Genomic DNA, 18,366 nt, shown 5'->3' on the forward strand with positions numbered 1-18,366 from the left:
CGGGGTGCGCGTGCAACACGCGACGGATGCCGCCCTCTTCCGGACGATGCGACGGATCCTATGGCGCCCAATTCGGTTCAACCGCACCAAAAATGGCAGTTCGCCCGATCTGATGAAGGATGGGGTCCTCGCGCCGCGGGGTTGACCGCGGGGGCGGCGGCTCCGGGCACAGCTTGACGTTCAACGTCGCCGGCCAATCGACCTGCTGAGATATCCGGGATCCGAGAGACCGGTCAGGCAACGGACCCTGCCTGCCGTGACGCGCTTCAAAACCATTGGAACAGCGCCACTGTGCGCGGTTACCGTGCTGCCGAACCACGTCGTCCAGGCAAGGGCCTTCCGTTGTACACCGTTTGAGACCTCCCGAGTGCTGATCTGTCGCGCGTCGCACCTGTGTGCCGTGCTGCTTTTTGCTGCGGACTTCTCACTGAAACCGGTGTACCCCTGTGCTCAACAACTGGGTCGTCATGCCCACTTGCCTTCCACTCGTCCTCCGCCGCTGCCATACGTGCGCGTCCGGGAGCTTCCGGGCGAACGGCAAGTTCCGCGTCAACGCCAACCACAAACTGCTCGATGCCTGGCTCCTCGCCCTCTGCACCACGTGCGGGGAGACCACCAAACTCACGGTCCTGGAACGGGCGCATGTGCGCTCCATACGGCCCGAACTGCTGGACCGGATGCACGACAACGATCCCGGCCTGGCGGCCGAGCTGCTCCAGGACCCGGCCCTACGGCGCCGCAATCGCATCGCCCTCGACTGGGACGGCGCCTGGCGCCTCGACACCGGCGAACCGGATGACCCGGACCGCGAGGTGATCGACGTATCGGTCCGCTTCGCGGCGCGGATTCCGGTCCGTCCGGTGCGGCTGATCGCTGAAGGGTGCGGTCTTCCGCGGGCGGAGGTCGAAAGGCTGATCACGGAGGGGAAGCTCGTTTCGGCTACCCGGCTGAGCGGCAAGACCTCCGGCGACTTCGCGTTCATGCTCAAGCGCTGAGCTGTCCAGGGGAGTTCAGGGCCTGTCCGGCGAGATCCACCGGACAGGCCCTGGTGTCGGCTGACTGGACTTGCCGACTACTGTTCGACTGTGAGAGCCCAACGGACGCCCGAAGGCGCCGACACTCGCACACTGCCCTCAGCGCGAGCTCCTTTGACCCTCATTTCGTTGTAGGTACTGCTGACTTCCCCCTCTACGCATTCCAGAGGGAAAGATGCGCCTACTGGCTCGATGAACACCTTGAGTGTTCCCTTGCCCTGGCAATTCACCTGAATCGCCAGCGGCTCGACTCCGCTTCCGGCCTCAAGCGGCATCTCGGCATTTCCGTGTTTCGACGCCACGGAGAGCAGGACTTTCCCGTCATTTACGGGCTTGGGCGCTACCGTGACTTTCTCTCCGTCAACATGACCAGCCCTGTCGCTGCTCCGGGAAGGAGTGGCGACTGCCGATTTCGAAGCTGACGGGTGCGTTGTTGCGGAGTCCCCATCGCCGCTGCATCCGCTTACCCCCAGAGCGACCGCGACGGTCAGCAGGGCGATGCCGCGGCTGGAACTGGCACCCCGAGAGGCGGTCAGCCTTCGCACGAGTACCAGCCCACCTTCCTCTCGGTCGGCGGCACGGCGTTTACCGTCTCGGGATCTGATCCAGTCTCAATAATGCCCATAAGAACCTCCCCATTGTCCGCATCTCGCTGGAGCGGCCGTGGCCATCTTTACTCACAGGCAAGACAGCGCACACAGTTTTTCGATGCTTATCTGAGCTTAATTTGAGGTCCTCCCTGAATCGCGATCACATCCATGAACCAGCAATAGGGCAAGGATCGGATCCCGGCTCGACGCAGAGGCGGCACATGGCTGACCCAGGCGAGAATTCCCCCGCCTCGGATCGAGGCGCTGCGAAGGACGAGGACGGCTTTCACCATGTCGGTGACCCGGTTGATGGTGCAGCGGAGCGCACGGAGTAATCGATGACGAGCTTTCCCCGTGCGGAGGGGGGCTGGCCCCAGCACCGACCGGCCGGTTGCCCGGATGGTCCAGCAGGACTCGAACAACGAAGCTGAATACATAAAGATCAATCGAACAAAAAGGACCCCTCTGTGTTCAGCTTCGCACCGCCCCGCCGCCGAGCCGCCCGCACCGCTGCCGTCGGCGCTCTCGCCGCCGCGGCCTGCGTCACCGTCATGGCCGGCAACGCGGGAGCCATCGTCAACGGGTCGGACTCCACCGAGAGCTACCCGTTCATGGCGACCATCCCGGAGTCGGCCCCGACACTGGGTCTGCACGACGGGACCTGCGGGGCGTCACTGATCGATGAGCAGTGGGTGCTGACGGCGGCCCACTGCGTGAAGGGCGAAGGCCTTGAGCTGGACGGCATCGTGCGTGTCGGCAGCGACCAACGCAAGTCCGGTGGCACCGTCCGGAAGATCGACCGGACCTTCGTCCACCCCGACTATGTGAACGGCGACGGCAAGGCCGCCAACAAGAACGACATGGCTCTGGTACGCCTGGACCGGCCGGTCACCGAAAAGCCCATCAAGATCGCCGAGCAGGCCGGGCAGCCCGGCACGCCGACCCGGCTCCTGGGCTTCGGCACCACCGCCGACACCGAGTTCAGGTTCCCGGACCGGCTCCAGGAACTGAACACCCGCAGGGCCGCCGAATCCGAGTGCGCGCCCGGCTACGCGGACCGGACCCGGCTGTGCACGATCACCACGGCGCCCAAGGCCATGGCGTGCTTCGGGGACTCCGGCGGACCACAGGTCCAAAAGGGCCGGGACGGCAGCTGGGAGCTGATCGGCGTCACCTCGGGGCCCGGCGCCCCTGAGGTGCCGTGCTCGCAGGGCCCTGGCCTCTACACCAGCGCGCCCGCCTACGCGGGCTGGATCGGCACGACCATGAAGACCCACAGTGCCCCGCCGGCCGCGGCCGAGGACTCCGGCCTCGCCGAGACCGGCACGAACGACAACACCGCGGCGATAGCCGGTGTGGCCGCCACGCTGATCGTCGCCGGTGGCGGCACCGCCGTCGCGGTGCGCCGCCGCAGGACCCGCCGCGCCGCCTGACCGCGACCGGCACCGCCCAAGGGCGGCATCCCCTGCTACCCGAGGGCGGACGGCGTCAGGCCTCCGACGGAGCGAGGTCCGCCGCGCTCGGGCTTCCGCCTCGAAGGAACAACCGGATCCAGCACGAGCACCCCGAAACGGGGTCACACCACCCCTGCTGACCAGCCACTTCAAGATGGCGCAGCCTTGCTGGACCGGATGCACGACAACGGCCCCGGCCCGACGGCCGAACTGCTCCGGGATCCGGTCGTGCGGCGCCGCAATCGCATCGCCCTCGACTGGGACAACGCCTGGCGCCTCGACACCGGCGGACCGGCTCACCCGGACCGCGAGGTGACCGACGTCATCGACGTCTCGGTCCGCTTCGCGGCACGGATTCCTGTCCGGCCGGCACGACTGATCGCTGAAGGGTGCGGTCTTCCGCGGGCGGAGGTCGGGAGACTGATCACGGAGGGGAAACTCGTTTCGGCTACCCGGCTACCCGGCTACCCGGCTGAGCGGCAAGCCATCCGGCGACTTCACCTTCATGCTCAAACGCTGAGCCCACCCCGGGACCAGGCGCCTGTCCGGCAGGATCCCGCCGGACAGGCGCACCGCGGAATGCGGGCGGAGCACTACCCGGGTCCGTGGCCGGGCGGCCAGGGCCCCTGGATACGCAGCCTCGGCCCGGGCCGCGGAAGCGGCGCCCGATGGGCAGACCGGACGCCGCTACCGCTCACCTTCAGGCCGGCAAGGTGACCGTCCGGCCGAAGTGCCGGGCGAAGAACCGGACCGCGCTGTCGGCCTCGAACCTGGGCAGTTCCCCCTGCTTGCCCGCGTTGGCGTGCAACGTCTTCTCCTTGGAGGCGAAGGCGTCGAACAGTGCGAGAGCGGCCTCGCGCGGGATGTGCTCGTCGTCCCACTGCATGGCGAACTCGATGGGGACGGTGATCTGCTTCGCCTTCTCGGCCAGGTCGTCGGGCCAGTGCAGTCCGAAGGCCGCGGCCGTGATCCTGGGCTCGACCGCCACGAGCGGCACTCCGATCGCGGTGCCCATGCGGACGCCGAAGAAGCCGACCGGCCCGTCGGTGCCGATCTCCGGGAGTTCCTGGAGCGCGTCCAGAGTCGCCCGCCACTCGGGCACGGCGAGCTCCGCCACATGTGCGTTGTGGCGCAGGACGATCGGGCCCACCGGTTCGCCCGCGGCCCTCGCCTCGGACAGTGCGAGTTTCTCCCGCTCGTCGCGCGCGGTGCGCGGCCGGTCGCCGTGACCGGGCGCGTCGATGACGGCGACGTGGAAGCCGCAGCCGGTCACGAGACGGTGGGCGCGGCCCGTCATCGCCGGGTGCTTCTTGTGCTTGCCGCCGTCGTGGGCCAACAGGATCAGAGGCGCGCGATCGGTGTCGGAGGCCGACGACCAGAGAACGCCGGGGACCTCGCCCACGGCGAAGTCTCGCTCGACCATGCCGTTCGATGACGACTCGGCGGTGAAACGGAGAGAGTTCATGGCTGTTGCCTTTCGGGAGTGCCTTGTTGTCGAGGCGCTCCCGGCGACGCTTACGTCAATCGCCCGACCGTGACGGCAAGGGGGAGCACCCACATCGCTACTGCGTTCATGGGTCTCACCTCCTCGGGCGGTGTCGCGGTCAAGTGGAAGCTACCACCCCGACGCGATCCCGCCCACTTCTTTTCCCACCACGTGATCACGGCTCCGGACAGGCCCTGACCACGCGGGCGGCCGGCCGAGAGCCGCCGCCGGTCCTCCGTGCCCGGTCCGACAGCAGGGCCCGGACCGCGCGCGTCGCGGTCCGGGCCCTGCCCCGTGCGGTGCCGCCCTGCGGCGGCGGTGGGTCAGCTGATGGGTCAGCTCTGTGCGGTGTCGTCGCCCGTCTGCCCGGCGTCCTCGGCCGCACCCGTCTTCTCGCGCATCTTGCGCACCAGCTCCGCCTTCTGGTCGGCGGCGCCCTGGCGGTCGAGGTTGCGGTGCGGACCGTTGTTCTGCCGCTCGGCGCGGGACAGCCTCTTGCGCTGGCCGCCGCCCATGCCCACGGGGTTGTTGATGTTCTTGCTGACGGTCATGGGTTCTCCCGGAATGATGTGAAGTGATCTACGGATTCATCGGTGGGGGACGGGCGCGGCGACGTCCAGGGACATCAGCAGGGGCCCATCACGCGCTCACTCGTAGATCGGCGTCTGGAAGAACATGCTCACGACGTTACCCGGTTCCGTAAGCCCCGCACACCAAGATTTTCGCCGCCCCGGCGTCGGCCCCGGCTTCGGCCCCGGCTTCGGACGGGCTTCGGAGAGCGCCCGGGGTCAGCCGTCACCGAGTCCGGGAGCGCGCGCCGTCTGCGACGCAGTGGGCGCGGGTGAGAGCCGCCCCCGAGGTGGCCGACTGCCGACGGGTCCTACGGCTGCCGCCCCAGGCTCTCCTGGAAGGCGTCCCACGCGGTGGGGGCGAGGAGGAGGACGGGACCGTCGGGCTGCTTGGAGTCGCGGACGGCGACGGTACGGGGGATGTTGCGGGCCACCTCGACGCACTCCTGGCCTGCGTTGCCGCCGCTGTAGCTGGACTTGACGAACTTGTACCGAGGCACGTGGTCTACAGCTCCTTGAGCATTCCATCGATGAGCCTGGCCGAGTTGTGCTGAGCCAACGCCAGCCGCGCGATGCGGTCGAAGAGCCCGCTGTGCCGGGCCGCATCAGTGTCGCTCTCCAGCCAGAGAGTGGTCGAGGTGGTATCCATGTGGACCACGTCGAGCGCTCCCGGCTCCGCGAACGACACAATGGTGAAGGCACTGGTCATGCCGGGATGCGCACCTGCGAGGTGCGGCACGACCTGCAGCTTCACGTTCGGCTGTCGTGCCGCGTCCAGCAGGTGGCCGAGCTGCTCCCTCATCACCTCGCGGCCTCCGACCAGTTGACGCAACGCGCTCTCATGCACCACCGCCCACAGCTCAATTGGGCGGTCACCCGTCAGCCGCGCTTGCCGGGCCATTCGTGATTCGACAAAGGGCTCGATCTCGCCGGGTTCCTCCCAAGACCCGTTTCCCACGGCAAGCGATCGTGCGTAGTCCGGGGTCTGAAGCAGACCGGGCACGATGGCCAGTTGCCATGTCCGGAGGCTGGTGGCGATGTCCTCCAGCGCCACGTACTCGACCATGGACTGGAGTGCGGGGTACTGGTTCCACCAGCCGCTGGCCTTGCGACGTTCGCGGTCGGTCTTCGCCAGAGCCAGCAGTCTTGCGACAACGGTGGCGTCATCCTCACCGTACAAGTGGCAGAGAGCCCTGATGTCGGGGTCCCTTATCGGCACGAGTCCACGTTCGATCTTCGCGACCTTTGCGACCGACGCCGTCAGCGCCTCCGCCGCATGTGATTGCCGCAAGGAGCGCGCCTCTCGCAAGCGCAACAACTCACCACCGAGACGCCGTCCGAGCACGGTCGAAACCGTGCGCCCCCGGTCCGGGCTGTTTCCTGCCACAACGAACTCCCCTCCGCCTGTCGCATCAGTCTGGAACCCCGTCACATCGAACACCAACTAGGGCAGAGAATTTTCTGCCCGAATCACTTGCTGCCCGATGACCAAGGCCACTACCTTCGGTATCAGGTCGCTCACACAGCGGTACCACCCGGCGGAAGTGCACCGCCCTGCCCTGCGCCGCAACCGGCGCCCCGCAGGCGCGACATCGCCACCGCCCCCTCAGCGAGAGGCACGCGTCCATGACCGCAGCCCAGGAGAAGGCCCCCGTACCCGAGCCCGTCCTCCAGGAGGACCGTCTCGACTACACCCCCACCGCTCGCAGCGTCACCCTCTGCCGGCGGCGAGCCGTGCGGCTGGTCTCCGAGTGGGGCTACCCCAACCACGTCGCGGAAGCCGCCTTGCTGGTCAGCGAGTTGGCGACCAACGCCTTACTGCACGGCTGCATGAGGGGACGGCTCTTCCGCGTCCACCTCATCCTCACGGCCACCACCCTCCGCATCGAGGTCAGCGACCCGCGCGGCGAGCGGCTGCCGACGGTGCGCGAGGCGGAGGACGACGACTGCTACGGGCGCGGGCTGCTGATCGTCACCCGGCTCGCCGACCGCTGGGGCATCGAGCCGCGCACCGTCGGCAAGACGGTCTTCGCCGAACTCAGCCTGCGCAGGCGGGCGGACATGACAGTGGGCCCGCGCACACGTCGCACGGGCCCACCTCACACACCTGCCGCCGGGGCGACTACGCCCAGGTGATCAGGCGCTTGGGCTGTTCCAGGATCGCGGCGACATCCGCGAGGACCTTGGAGCCGAGTTCGCCGTCGACCAGGCGGTGATCGAAGGAGAGCGCCAGGGTGGTGACCTGGCGGGGCTTCACCTTGCCCTTGTGGACCCACGGCTGGAGCTTGATCGCGCCGACCGCGAGGATCGCGGACTCGCCCGGGTTGAGGATCGGCGTACCCGTGTCGACGCCGAAGACGCCGACGTTGGTGATGGTCACCGTGCCGCCCGCCATCGCCGCCGGGGACGTCTTGCCCTCGCGGGCCGTCGATACCAACTCGCCCAGTGATGCGGCAAGTTGCGGGAGCGTCTGCTCGTGCGCGTCCTTGATGTTCGGCACGATCAGTCCGCGCGGGGTCGCGGCCGCGATGCCCAGGTTCACGTAGTGCTTCTGCACGATCTCCTGGTTCGCCTCGTCCCAGGCGGCGTTGACCTCCGGGTGCCGCTTGATCGCGACCAGGAGCGCCTTGGCGATGACCAGGAGCGGATTGACCCGCACCCCGGCCATCTCCTTGTCCTCCTTGAGCTCCGCGACCAGCTTCATCGTGCGGGTCACGTCGACCGTCACGAACTCGGTCACGTGCGGCGCCGTGAACGCGCTGCCGACCATCGCCTGTGCGATGGCCTTCCGCACGCCCTTGACGGGGATACGCGTCTCCCGCACACCCATCGAGGCGACCACGGCCGGAGCCTGCGCCTGCGCCGGCGCCGGGGCCTCGGCCTGCACCGGCGCGGGGGCCGGGACCGGGGCCGGCGTCGCCGCCGCGTGCACGTCGTCGCGGGTGATGACGCCGCCCTCGCCGGTCGGGACGACCGTCGCCAGGTCGATGCCCAGGTCCTTCGCCAGCTTCCGTACCGGAGGCTTCGCGAGCGGCCGGGTCCCGGGTACGGCGGGTGCGGTGCCGTGCCCGTTCATCTCGCCCTGGATCGCGGCGGACGCGGCGGCCGGCGGGCCGGTCTCCGTTCCCTTGCGGGCGCGCCGCTTCGTGGAGGACTCGGCCACGCCGTAGCCGACCAGGACGGGCGTACGGCCCTTCGGCGCCTCGGCCTCCGGCTCGGCGGCGGGCGCGGGGGCCGGCTCAGCCGGAGCCGGAACCGAAGCCGGAGCCTCGTCACCGCTGCCCGGCGCCACGTCCACCGCGATGATCACCTGGCCGACGTCGACGGTCGTGCCCTCGCCGAAGCGCAGCTCGTGCACCACCCCGTCGAACGGGATCGGCAGCTCGACGGCCGCCTTCGCCGTCTCGACCTCGCAGACGACCTGGCCGTCGGTGACGGTGTCGCCCGGCTGGACGAACCACTTGAGGATCTCGGCCTCGGTCAGTCCCTCGCCCACGTCGGGCATCTTGAACTCACGGAAGCGAGCGGCGTTGGAAGTTTCGGTCATGGTTGTCACGCCCCAGTCCTCAGTACGCCAGCGAGCGGTCGACGGCGTCGAGCACACGGTCGAGACCTGGCAGGTACTCGTCCTCCAGCCGGGCCGGCGGGTACGGGACGTGGTAGCCGCCGACCCTCAGCACCGGTGCTTCCAGGTGGTAGAAGCACCGCTCCGTGATGCGAGCGGCGATCTCCGCGCCGGAGCCGTAGAACACCGGCGCCTCGTGCACCACGACCAGCCTGCGGGTCTTCTCGACCGAGGTCTGGATGGCGTCGAAGTCGATCGGGGACATCGAGCGCAGGTCCACGACCTCGATCGACTTGCCCTCCTCCTGGGCGGCCGCGGCGGCCTCCAGGCAGACCTTCACCATCGGGCCGTACGCGACCAGCGTGAGGTCCGTGCCGGTGCGGGCGACGGAGGCGCGGTGCAACTGGCCGGGGATCGACTCGGTGTCGAGCTCGCCCTTGTCCCAGTAGCGGCGCTTCGGCTCGAAGAAGATGACCGGGTCGTCGCTCAGCACGGCCTGCTGCATCATCCAGTAGGCGTCCGACGCGTTGGACGGGGAGACCACCTTCAGGCCCGCGACGTGCGCGAAGAGCGCCTCGGGCGACTCGCTGTGGTGCTCCACGGCGCCGATGCCGCCGCCGTACGGAATCCGCACGACGACCGGCAGCTTGATCTTGCCGAGCGAGCGGGCGTGCATCTTCGCGAGCTGCGTGACGATCTGGTCGTACGCGGGGAAGACGAAGCCGTCGAACTGGATCTCCACGACCGGCCGGTAGCCGCGCAGCGCCAGACCGATCGCCGTACCGACGATGCCGGACTCGGCGAGCGGGGTGTCGATGACCCGGCCCTCGCCGAAGTCCTTCTGGAGGCCGTCGGTGATCCGGAAGACCCCGCCCAGCTTTCCGACGTCCTCACCCATGATGAGGACCTTGGGGTCGGTGTCGAGGGCCTTGCGCAGCGACTCGTTGAGCGCCTTCGCGATGGACATCTTTTGCATGGCCATGGCTACTTGCCCTCCTCGGCGAACGATGCCTGGTAGGCGGCGAACTGGGCGCGCTCCTCGTCGACGAGGGCGCTCCCGTCGGCGTAGGCGTGGTCGAAGATCGCGAGGCGGTCCGGGTCGGGCATGGCCCGTACCGCTTCCCGCACCCGCTTGCCGAGGACCTCGCTCTCCTCGTCGAGGCCGGTGAAGAACGCCTCGTCGGCTGCGCCCTGCTTCTCCAGGTACGTGCGCAGGCGCAGGATCGGGTCCTTCGCCTCCCAGGAGACGCGCTCCTCGTCGGCCCGGTACTTCGTCGGGTCGTCGGAGGTGGTGTGCGCGCCCATCCGGTAGGTGAACGCCTCGACGAGGGTGGGCCCCTCGCCGCGCCGGGCCCGCTCCAGGGCGGACCGGGTGACGGCCAGGCAGGCCAGTACGTCGTTGCCGTCGACCCGGACGCCGGGGAATCCGAAGCCCTGGGCACGCTGGTAGAGCGGCACCCGGGTCTGCTTCTCGGTCGGCTCGGAGATCGCCCACTGGTTGTTCTGGCAGAAGAACACGACCGGGGCGTTGTAGACCGCGGAGAAGGTGAACGACTCGGCGACATCGCCCTGGCTGGAGGCGCCGTCACCGAAGTACGCGATCACGGCCGAGTCCGCGCCGTCCTTGGCGACGCCCATGGCGTAGCCGGTGGCGTGCAGGGTCTGCGAGCCGATGACGATCGTGTACAGGTGGAAGTTGTTGGTGGTCGGGTCCCAGCCGCCGTGGTTCACGCCGCGGAACATCCCGAGCAGATTGGTCGGGTCGACGCCGCGGCACCAGGCCACGCCGTGCTCACGGTAGGTCGGGAAGACGTAGTCGTCGTCGCGCAGGGCCCGGCCGGAGCCGATCTGGGCGGCCTCCTGGCCCAGCAGCGAGGCCCACAGGCCCAGCTCGCCCTGACGCTGGAGGGCGGTGGCCTCGGCGTCGAAGCGGCGGGTCAGGACCATGTCCCGGTACAGGCCGCGCAGCTCTTCCGCGGTCAGGTCGATCGAGTAGTCCGGGTGCTCGACGCGCTCGCCCTCGGGCGTCAGCAGCTGTACGAGCTCGGGTCCGGAACTCTGTGGCGTCTTCGCGGGCGTCTTCGCGGCGCTGGTCCGCTTGCTGCTGCGTCGCGGTTTGCGCGCGGCAGCAGTGCTCTCCACGGTCACGTGCGTGCTCCTCCGTCGGTCCGGCCCCCGGGGTCTGCCGGGAGACCAGTGCGGCTCGCCTGTGTCCGTACCCGTGCACGGGGTGGGTGCCGCTCGGTCCGGGAACAGGCGTGACAGGTGCCCCGGCGAGCGCCCTGCTATTAGGCACGTTACCCAGTGCTTCGTGTAACTGCGAAACCCTATCTGACCTGCGATTTTGCTTGGATATCCAAGTAAATCGAAGAAATCGGGAACTCTCGCTGGTCACAGCACTGGGAACAGCCTTGCAGGCAGCCGGAACAACGGCACGTTATCCCGCCGGACAGCGGCAGGGAAGGGGTGAGTGTGTGAGACTGCGTTTGTGCGCAAAGAAGGAAAAATCACGGTTTTTCTGCTTGATGACCATGAAGTCGTCCGCCGCGGAGTCCACGAGCTCCTCTCGGTGGAGGACGATATCGAGGTGGTCGGCGAGGCCGGTACCGCGGAGGACGCGCTGGTCCGCATCCCCGCGACCCGGCCCGATGTCGCCGTCCTGGACGTACGGCTGCCGGACGGCAGCGGTGTGGAGGTCTGCCGGGAGATCCGGTCGCAGGACGAGTCCATCAAATGCCTGATGCTGACCTCGTACGCCGATGACGAGGCACTTTTCGACGCGATCATGGCGGGCGCCTCCGGATACGTGCTCAAGGCGATCCGGGGCAGCGAGCTGCTGAACGCCGTACGGGACGTGGCGGCCGGAAAGTCGCTGCTCGACCCGGTGGCCACCGCGCGGGTGCTGGAGCGGCTGCGCGACGGCAAGAAGGGCCGCGGCGACGACAAACTCGCGGGTCTCACGGAACAGGAGCGCAAAATCCTGGACCTGATCGGTGAGGGGCTGACGAACCGGGTGATCGGGGAGCGGCTCCATCTCGCCGAGAAGACGATCAAGAATTACGTCTCCAGCCTGCTCTCCAAACTCGGCATGGAGCGCCGCTCGCAGGCCGCCGCCTATGTGGCGCGGCTCCAGGCCGAAAAGCGCTGAACGGTACGCGACCGGGAAGCCGGTCGTACGGAACGGGAAACCGCGAGCGGTACGCGCCCCTGTGCGCCGAATCCGCACGGAGGGGCCGCGGCCCCGGGCAGACTCGGGACTTTGGTCCCCCGACGCCCGGGGCTGCGGCCTCTTATTCCGTCCCTCTCGGTGACGCACAGTGGAAGTCATGTCCACCGAGGAAGAACTCCACGCAATCGACCTGCTCGGCCGGGTCCCCTACGGCAGGCTGGCGACGAGCATGAGGGCTCTTCCGTTCCTGACGGTGGCCCGCCACATCGTGATCGACGGCCGGGTCGTCCTGCGGATGCACAGCGGCCTCGGCTATCACGACGCCTGCAACGGCACGGTCGTCGCGTACGGGGCGGACAACTTCAACGCGGCCACCTCGGCGGGCAGCCGGGACCTGTGGTCCGTGCAGTTCACCGGGCCCGCGGAGACCGTCGAGCCGACCTGCGTCCAGCGCGAACTCTTCGGTCCGGTCCCCGTCGAGGTGAACGGGGAGCCCTTCACCCCGGCCTATCTCCGGCTCGACCCGCACTTCGTCAGCGTGCACACTCTGGACTTCCACGCAACTCGTCACGGTGCGCAACACAGCGTGATCTAACATCTGGCGAGTGTCGCGCTCATCTGTAACCCTCCCGCCTGTTCCCCCGGTCGGCGAGGTGCTCCGCCGCTACCCGCACGCAGGTGATCCACTCACCTGCAAACCCCTGGACCAGGGCCTGCTGAACCACGGATACCGGGTCTCCACCACCCGGGGTTCCTACTTCCTCAAGCACCATCTGGACGACTCCACCGGCGACCGCGCCACGATCGTCCGCCAGCACCGTGCCACCCAGCGGCTCCAGTCACTCGGAGTACCCGTCGCCCCGCCCATCGAGGACACCGAGGGTGGCACCGTCACCGAGATCGGCGGCCGCTGCTACGCCCTGCACCCCTGGGTCGACGGGCTGCACCGGGCCGGCGCCCAGCTCACTGTCGCCCAGTCGGTGCGTCTCGGGGCGCTCCTCGGAGCCGTACACACCGGTCTTGAGCAGGTGATGGAGGCGGGCGCGGGGGCCACGGGCAGACCCCCCGGCCATGCGAGCCCGGACCCTGCCGACACCTTCGCGCTGATCGACGAGCTGCTGGCCGCGGCGCGCGGCCGGCGGCCCCGGGACGCCTTCGACGAACTGGCCGAGCACCGGCTCCTGGAGCGGCGCACCCTGCTGGACCAGCACGCGGACCGCCGGCCGCCCGCGCCCGGAGTTCCGGCGACCGGCTGGGTGCACGGCGACTTCCACCCGCTGAACGTGCTCTACCGGGGCGCCGACCCGGTGGCGATCCTCGACTGGGACCGCCTCGGCGTGCAGCCCCGGGCGGAGGAGGCGGTACGGGCCGCGGCGATCTTCTTCGTCCAGCCGGCCGGTGAGCTGGAGCTGGTGAAGGTGCGGGCTTACGCGCGCGCCTACCGGCGGGCGGCCGGGGCCGGGGCCGCCGAGCTGGCCGCGGCGGTGCACCGGGTGTGGTGGGAGCGGCTCAACGACTTCTGGATACTGCGCTGGCGCTACTGCCTGAACGACCGCAGGGCCGACCCGCAGTTCCCTGCGGTGTCGGCCCTGGCGGTGTGGTGGACCCGTGAGTACGACGCGGTGCGCGAGGCCTTCACGGGCTGAGAGCGGCTGGCTACGGGGTGGTGCCCACCGTCCCCGTGGCGGTGCCGGTGCTGGCGCCCTCCGCGGCGCCGCCCGGCTCTCCGCCCGTTCCGCCGGCCGACGCCGTGCCGCCCTGGTCGCCGTTGGCGCCGCCGTCGGTCGTCGTGCCGCCCGTGTCACTGCCCGTGCTGCTGCCGCCGTCCGTCGCCGTCCCGCCCGAGTCGGTGCTCGCGCCGCCGTCCGTCGTGGTGCCCGGTGCCGTGTCCGTCGGGCTGGGCGTGGGAGGCTCGGCGGTTTCGCTCGGTGTGGTCGAGGGGGAGTACGTGGGCTTGTGCGGCGTCTGCTGCTGATCGCCGCTGGAACTCCCGGGCTGCTGGGTGTCCTGGGTCTGCTCCTCGGTCGGCGAGGGTGAACTCTTCTTCGGGGAGGGGGAGCTGGACGCCGGCGCCGGATCCTTCGCGGGCGGCCCGCCACCGCCCTTCGTCGCGTTGACCGCGATGGCGACGCCCGCACCGATCGCGATCAGTGCCAGCACGACGAACAGCCACAGCTTGCCGCGGCCACCACCGCCCGGCCGGCGGCCGCTGCCGTCGTATCCGCCGTCGTCGGGGTTCATCGGCGGCAGGATCGGTCCCTGCGAGGTGTCCCCGTGCTGCGGGTGTCCCATCGCATAAGTGGCGCCGGTCATGCCCCCGGGCGGGGTGGCACCGCCCTCGTGCATCACGACCGGGCCGGTGTTCCACGTACCGGTGTGGCCGCCCTGGACCTGGAGCATCTGGAGGCTGTACTGGACGAGCCCGCGCATCTCCTCGGCGCTCTGGAACCGGTCGTCCGGGTCCTTCGCGAGCGAGCGCATGACAAGCCCGTCCAGCTCCGCGGGCACCGCGTCGGAGACCTCCGACGGCGGGACCGGAATGTCCTGAACGTGCTGGTACACAACGGAGAGCGGCGTCTCACCCGTGAACGGGGGCCGCAGTGCGAGGAGTTCGTACAGCAGACAGCCGGTGGCGTACAGGTCGGAGCGGTGATCGACGGCCTTGCCCAGCGCCTGCTCGGGGGAGAGGTACTGCGGCGTGCCCATGACCATGCCGGTCTGGGTCATCGTCGACTGGGCGCCGTGCAGCGCACGGGCGATGCCGAAGTCCATCACCTTGACCGCGCCGGAGTGCGTGATGATCACGTTGGCGGGCTTGATGTCCCGGTGCACGATCCCGTGCTGGTGCGAGTAGGCGAGCGCCTCAAGCACCCCGGAGACAATGATCAGCGCCTGCTCCGGAGGCGGGGCCTCGGCGTTGAGCAGCAGGTCACGGATGGTGTGGCCCTCGACGAGCTCCATCACGATGTACGGGACGGTCTGCCCGGCCACGGTGTCCTCGCCGGAGTCGTACACCGCCACGACCGCATGGTGGTTGAGCCCGGCGACCGACTGGGCCTCGCGCGTGAACCGGGCCTTGGAGACCGGGTCCTCCGCGAGGTCGGAACGCAGCAGCTTCACCGCGACCGTGCGTCCGAGCCGGACGTCCTCGGCCGCGAAGACCTCGGCCATACCGCCCCGGCCGAGCCGGTGGGTCAGCCGGTAACGCCCGTCGCCGACAACACCGCCGATGCCCCAGGAGTCGGTGCCATCCGGAACTCCGCCGCCGTTTGCTTCGGGTTCGGGTGCCATCAGTCCTCGCCGTCGTATCTGTCCGCGCGTCCGCGGGTTCTCACGGTGCCTTGCTGCATTGCCACGTCACGCTACAGCCTTCGTCAGACACACCGATTTCGAGAGGGACCGGCCATCCAACCGGCTGGCAAGCCGCCCGCGCAAATTGCATGCGCTTCCTGTAACGCTTCCGAGACGCTTCTTGTGCGTAGGGTCACGGAACGGGCACCCGGCTTGACGTGTCGTACCCCTCGGGCAGACTTGGCGCGTCATACGGATCTTCGCGTGAGTCGCGCGCCCGAGGGGGAAGTCAAGTCATGAGCCAGGACGGCGCACAAGGGGCCCACGGTCGCTACGCGGGCGGTTCGGTCGCCGGCGGCCGCTACCAGCTGCGTGACCTGCTCGGCGAAGGCGGGATGGCGTCCGTATACCTGGCGTACGACTCCGCGCTCGACCGGCAGGTCGCCATCAAGACGCTCCACACGGAACTCGGGCGCGAGCAGTCCTTCCGCGAGAGGTTCCGGCGCGAGGCCCAGGCGGTCGCCAAGCTCCAGCACACCAACATCGTCTCCGTCTTCGACACCGGCGAGGACGAGCTCGGCGGCGCGCTGATGCCGTACATCGTCATGGAGTACGTCGAGGGGCAGCCGCTCGGCTCCGTGCTCCAGTCGGACATCCGCAGTCACGGTGCGATGCCCGCCGACAAGGCGCTCAAGGTGACGGCCGATGTGCTGGCCGCCCTGGACACCAGCCACGAAATGGGCCTGGTCCACCGCGACATCAAGCCCGGCAACGTCATGGTGACCAAGCGCGGCATCGTGAAGGTCATGGACTTCGGCATCGCCCGCGCCATGCAGTCCGGCGTCACGTCGATGACACAGACCGGCATGGTCGTCGGCACCCCGCAGTACCTCTCCCCCGAACAGGCCCTGGGCCGCGGGGTCGACGCGCGCTCCGACCTGTACTCGGTCGGCATCATGCTCTTCCAGCTGCTGACCGGCCGCATCCCGTTCGACGCGGACTCGCCCCTGGCCATCGCGTACGCGCATGTACAGGAGGAGCCGGTCGCGCCGTCCACCATCAACCGGTCGATCACCCCGGCGATGGACGCGCTGGTCGCCCGCGCGCTGAAGAAGAACCCGAACGAGCGCTTCCCGAGCGCCGCCGCGATGCAGGACGAGATCACCCGGGTGCTGGGCGCGGGCGGCCAGACGGGCGCCCCGGTGATCGTCAGTGGCACCGGCGCACCGGCGAACAGCGGCTCGGGCGTCGGTTCGGCGGTCTTCCCGCCGGTCGACCAGTCCGCCCCGGCGCCGCAGAGCGTCCAGACGCCGTACCAGCCCGGCCCGTACCAGTCGCAGCAGCAGCCCGGCCCGTACGGTCCGCCGACGCCCGCGCAGTCGTACGGCTACCCCCAGTCGGCCCCGGCGTACCAGAGCCAGGCGCCGATGTCGCCGATGCAGCAGCAGACCCCGCAGCCGTACTCGCTCTCGCCCACCCCTTCGGGCGGCGGGTCCAAGCGAAACGTTCCGGTGATCGTGGGCTCGATCGTGGTGGCCCTGATCGCGGTCGGCGGCCTGATCACGGTGCTCTCGATGAAGGACGACCCGGGCAAGGGCACCGACGCCTCGTCGAGCGAGTCCCCGGCCGGTGAGCACCGAGGTCCGGAACGGAACCGGACGATGGACCCCGAGAAGTGCACGGACGCGATAGAGGATTCCGACGACCCGAACAAAGTCGATGCCCCGAGGTTCATCTACAAGGACATCCTTTCGGCGAGGGCGTGCGCGGACGCGGCAGGCTGGACCATCAAGATCATCAAGGAGCCGGGGAACGCCTACGCCGAGGACCAGGTCGTCGACCAGTTCCCGACGTCCGGAACTGCCATCTCGAAGGTCGGAGCACACTTCGAGTTGAAGATTTCCACCGGCGATCCGGCCTGAGAGGCTGTTGGTACCCAACAGCCTCTTACTGTGGGGCTGCCCAAATGAGCCAATCGACAAACGAAGACTGACCAACGCAGTAAAATTCCCCCTGGATTCGAATATTTCCAGAGGGGGATCCATGCGTCTTCGCGGTAAGTCCGTACTCTTCACAGCAGCCTCGGTCGCCTTTTTGTGCGCCGCCTCTACGACTTCAGCATGGGCCGCTCATGGCGCTGTGTTGTCAGCCGAAACCACCGGCGCTTACGGCGATTCCACGATAACGTTCACAAGTCGCACCTACGCAAGCAACATCGAGTTCAGGTCTGTCGATCTCCTGGCCGACGGCCATAACGCCCGCCTGCGCCTCATCACCAAGCGCAGTGACGGCACCGACGCGTACTGGGGATGGCGGAAGAATTACGGCGGCAAGGGTGCCCAGCCCACTTGGACCACGACCCTGAAAGATCCCCAGGGCATCGCGCAAGTACGCCTCCAGGTGTGCCGGGCCGAGGGCGACACCCTGCTCAATTGCGCATACAGTGCGTGGAAGTCCAACTATTACGCGTAATTGAGGCAGTGCATGGATGCCGGCCGGAAAGCGATCAGGAAACCGTCGGCATCCATTGCAGAACACGGACCAGAGATTTACGCCCCGGATGCCTGTAGCGCTCGACTGAATTTCTCGAGTCCAAGCCACTCGTGACCGTTCAGCCAGAAACCCGGAGCTGGGTACAGGGCAGCCATTCCATTGGCAGCGCCACCCAATCAGTCGCCAAGAAAGAATCGGACTCCGATCGTGCGCCCAACCGGCGATGTCCACGGCATCGACGGACAGCTGAAACGAATCATGGGGTACGCCGGACAAGCTGTCGAATCCGGGAAGCTGACGTCAGCCGGCGCAATGAGGCTCGCGATCCGGTAGCGAACGCCCATCACCCGAGATGCCGGACACACCGTCACATGTGACGCTGACCACATGGTTTCAGGACGCCGCCCCTCGCGGCCTTCAAAGTGCGTGGCCTGCCTCGTACTGACGGCAGCCGCGACCCTGGGGGCCATGACGGGCGGCGAGGCGCACGCGGCACCGCGCGCGGCAGCCGGAGGTCCGCGCACGGCAGCCACCGGGGGCCCACCGCCGGTCAGCACCTCCGTGGTGCCGCGTACGGCGGCAAGCACGGAGCCTTCCGCCACCACTCCCTCTTCCGGCGCCGCTTCCGCTTCCGCCACCGCTTCCCCTTCCGCCACCGCGTCCTCTTCCCTCGCCGCACCCAGTCCGGCGCCACTCCCCGTCCGGCTCCCCGGCC

The 18,366-nt window shown here is 68.8% G+C and carries 16 protein-coding genes and 1 pseudogene; 9 read left to right on the forward strand and 8 right to left on the reverse strand.

Annotated features, from left to right (window positions below; all coding sequences use genetic code 11):
• Positions 1–446: 446 nt before the first annotated feature.
• The 3 genes and pseudogenes from J1C73_RS23640 to J1C73_RS23650 form a co-directional block, all read left to right on the forward strand.
• Positions 447–995, forward strand: coding sequence for a DUF1062 domain-containing protein (locus J1C73_RS23640; RefSeq protein ID WP_207318189.1), 549 nt, complete (start codon positions 447–449; stop codon positions 993–995).
• A gap of 1,096 nt (positions 996–2,091) precedes the next feature.
• Positions 2,092–3,057 carry a S1 family peptidase gene (locus J1C73_RS23645; RefSeq protein WP_207318190.1) on the forward strand — a complete coding sequence of 322 codons (966 nt, stop codon included), beginning with the start codon at positions 2,092–2,094 and terminating at the stop codon, positions 3,055–3,057.
• Positions 3,058–3,243: 186 nt separating this feature from the next.
• Positions 3,244–3,598: pseudogene (locus tag J1C73_RS23650) on the forward strand (DUF1062 domain-containing protein); the annotation flags it as partial.
• A gap of 180 nt (positions 3,599–3,778) precedes the next feature.
• On the opposite strand, the gene J1C73_RS23655 reads toward J1C73_RS23650, so the two are convergent.
• From J1C73_RS23655 to J1C73_RS23670, 4 genes are all read right to left on the reverse strand, one after another.
• Positions 3,779–4,543 carry an alpha/beta hydrolase gene (locus J1C73_RS23655; RefSeq protein WP_207318191.1) on the reverse strand — a complete coding sequence of 255 codons (765 nt, stop codon included), beginning with the start codon at positions 4,541–4,543 and terminating at the stop codon, positions 3,779–3,781.
• Positions 4,544–4,899: 356 nt separating this feature from the next.
• Positions 4,900–5,115, reverse strand: coding sequence for a DUF6243 family protein (locus tag J1C73_RS23660; protein WP_185095481.1), 216 nt, complete (start codon positions 5,113–5,115; stop codon positions 4,900–4,902).
• Positions 5,116–5,444: 329 nt separating this feature from the next.
• Positions 5,445–5,633, reverse strand: a complete 189-nt coding sequence (locus J1C73_RS23665) for a DUF397 domain-containing protein (protein WP_207318192.1) — start codon at positions 5,631–5,633, stop codon at positions 5,445–5,447.
• 5 nt (positions 5,634–5,638) lie between these two features.
• The gene (locus tag J1C73_RS23670; protein ID WP_207318193.1) at positions 5,639–6,520 is read right to left on the reverse strand and encodes a helix-turn-helix domain-containing protein; all 882 of its coding nucleotides are present in this window, start codon (positions 6,518–6,520) and stop codon (positions 5,639–5,641) included.
• Positions 6,521–6,759: 239 nt separating this feature from the next.
• On the opposite strand from J1C73_RS23670, the gene J1C73_RS23675 reads away from it, so the two are divergent.
• A complete protein-coding gene (locus J1C73_RS23675; RefSeq protein ID WP_207318194.1) occupies positions 6,760–7,269 on the forward strand; it encodes an ATP-binding protein in 510 nt (169 codons plus the stop codon).
• On the opposite strand, the gene J1C73_RS23680 is transcribed toward J1C73_RS23675, so the two are convergent.
• From J1C73_RS23680 to pdhA, 3 genes are read right to left on the reverse strand one after another with little or no spacing between them, the layout of a single operon-like run.
• Positions 7,256–8,689: a dihydrolipoamide acetyltransferase family protein gene (locus tag J1C73_RS23680; protein WP_207318195.1), complete on the reverse strand. Its 1,434-nt coding sequence runs from the start codon at positions 8,687–8,689 to the stop codon at positions 7,256–7,258. The genes J1C73_RS23675 and J1C73_RS23680 overlap by 14 nt on opposite strands.
• Positions 8,690–8,699: 10 nt before the next feature.
• On the reverse strand, positions 8,700–9,680 hold the full coding sequence (locus J1C73_RS23685; protein ID WP_123460376.1) for an alpha-ketoacid dehydrogenase subunit beta: 981 nt from the start codon (positions 9,678–9,680) through the stop codon (positions 8,700–8,702).
• Between the two features lie 2 nt (positions 9,681–9,682).
• Positions 9,683–10,846, reverse strand: a complete 1,164-nt coding sequence (gene pdhA / locus J1C73_RS23690; protein ID WP_207318196.1) for a pyruvate dehydrogenase (acetyl-transferring) E1 component subunit alpha — start codon at positions 10,844–10,846, stop codon at positions 9,683–9,685.
• A gap of 340 nt (positions 10,847–11,186) precedes the next feature.
• On the opposite strand from pdhA, the gene J1C73_RS23695 reads away from it, so the two are divergent.
• From J1C73_RS23695 to J1C73_RS23705, 3 genes are all read left to right on the forward strand, one after another.
• Entirely contained in the window at positions 11,187–11,846 is a 660-nt protein-coding gene (locus tag J1C73_RS23695) for a response regulator (protein ID WP_207318197.1), read from the forward strand.
• Positions 11,847–12,024: 178 nt separating this feature from the next.
• Positions 12,025–12,462 carry a pyridoxamine 5'-phosphate oxidase family protein gene (locus J1C73_RS23700; RefSeq protein ID WP_123460379.1) on the forward strand — a complete coding sequence of 146 codons (438 nt, stop codon included), beginning with the start codon at positions 12,025–12,027 and terminating at the stop codon, positions 12,460–12,462.
• A gap of 58 nt (positions 12,463–12,520) precedes the next feature.
• A complete protein-coding gene (locus J1C73_RS23705; protein WP_207318201.1) occupies positions 12,521–13,513 on the forward strand; it encodes a phosphotransferase enzyme family protein in 993 nt (330 codons plus the stop codon).
• Positions 13,514–13,523: 10 nt separating this feature from the next.
• On the opposite strand, the gene J1C73_RS23710 is transcribed toward J1C73_RS23705, so the two are convergent.
• Positions 13,524–15,158, reverse strand: a complete 1,635-nt coding sequence (locus J1C73_RS23710) for a protein kinase domain-containing protein (RefSeq protein ID WP_207318198.1) — start codon at positions 15,156–15,158, stop codon at positions 13,524–13,526.
• Between the two features lie 296 nt (positions 15,159–15,454).
• Between J1C73_RS23710 and J1C73_RS23715 the strand changes: the two genes are divergently transcribed.
• Both J1C73_RS23715 and J1C73_RS23720 read left to right on the forward strand, forming a co-directional pair.
• On the forward strand, positions 15,455–17,080 hold the full coding sequence (locus tag J1C73_RS23715; protein WP_207318199.1) for a protein kinase domain-containing protein: 1,626 nt from the start codon (positions 15,455–15,457) through the stop codon (positions 17,078–17,080).
• Positions 17,081–17,297: 217 nt separating this feature from the next.
• Complete coding sequence (locus J1C73_RS23720) at positions 17,298–17,630, forward strand: hypothetical protein (protein ID WP_207318200.1); 333 nt, start codon at positions 17,298–17,300, stop codon at positions 17,628–17,630.
• Positions 17,631–18,366: the final 736 nt, after the last annotated feature.

The organism is Streptomyces laculatispora (assembly GCF_017353455.1).
Lineage (GTDB): Bacteria > Actinomycetota > Actinomycetes > Streptomycetales > Streptomycetaceae > Streptomyces > Streptomyces laculatispora.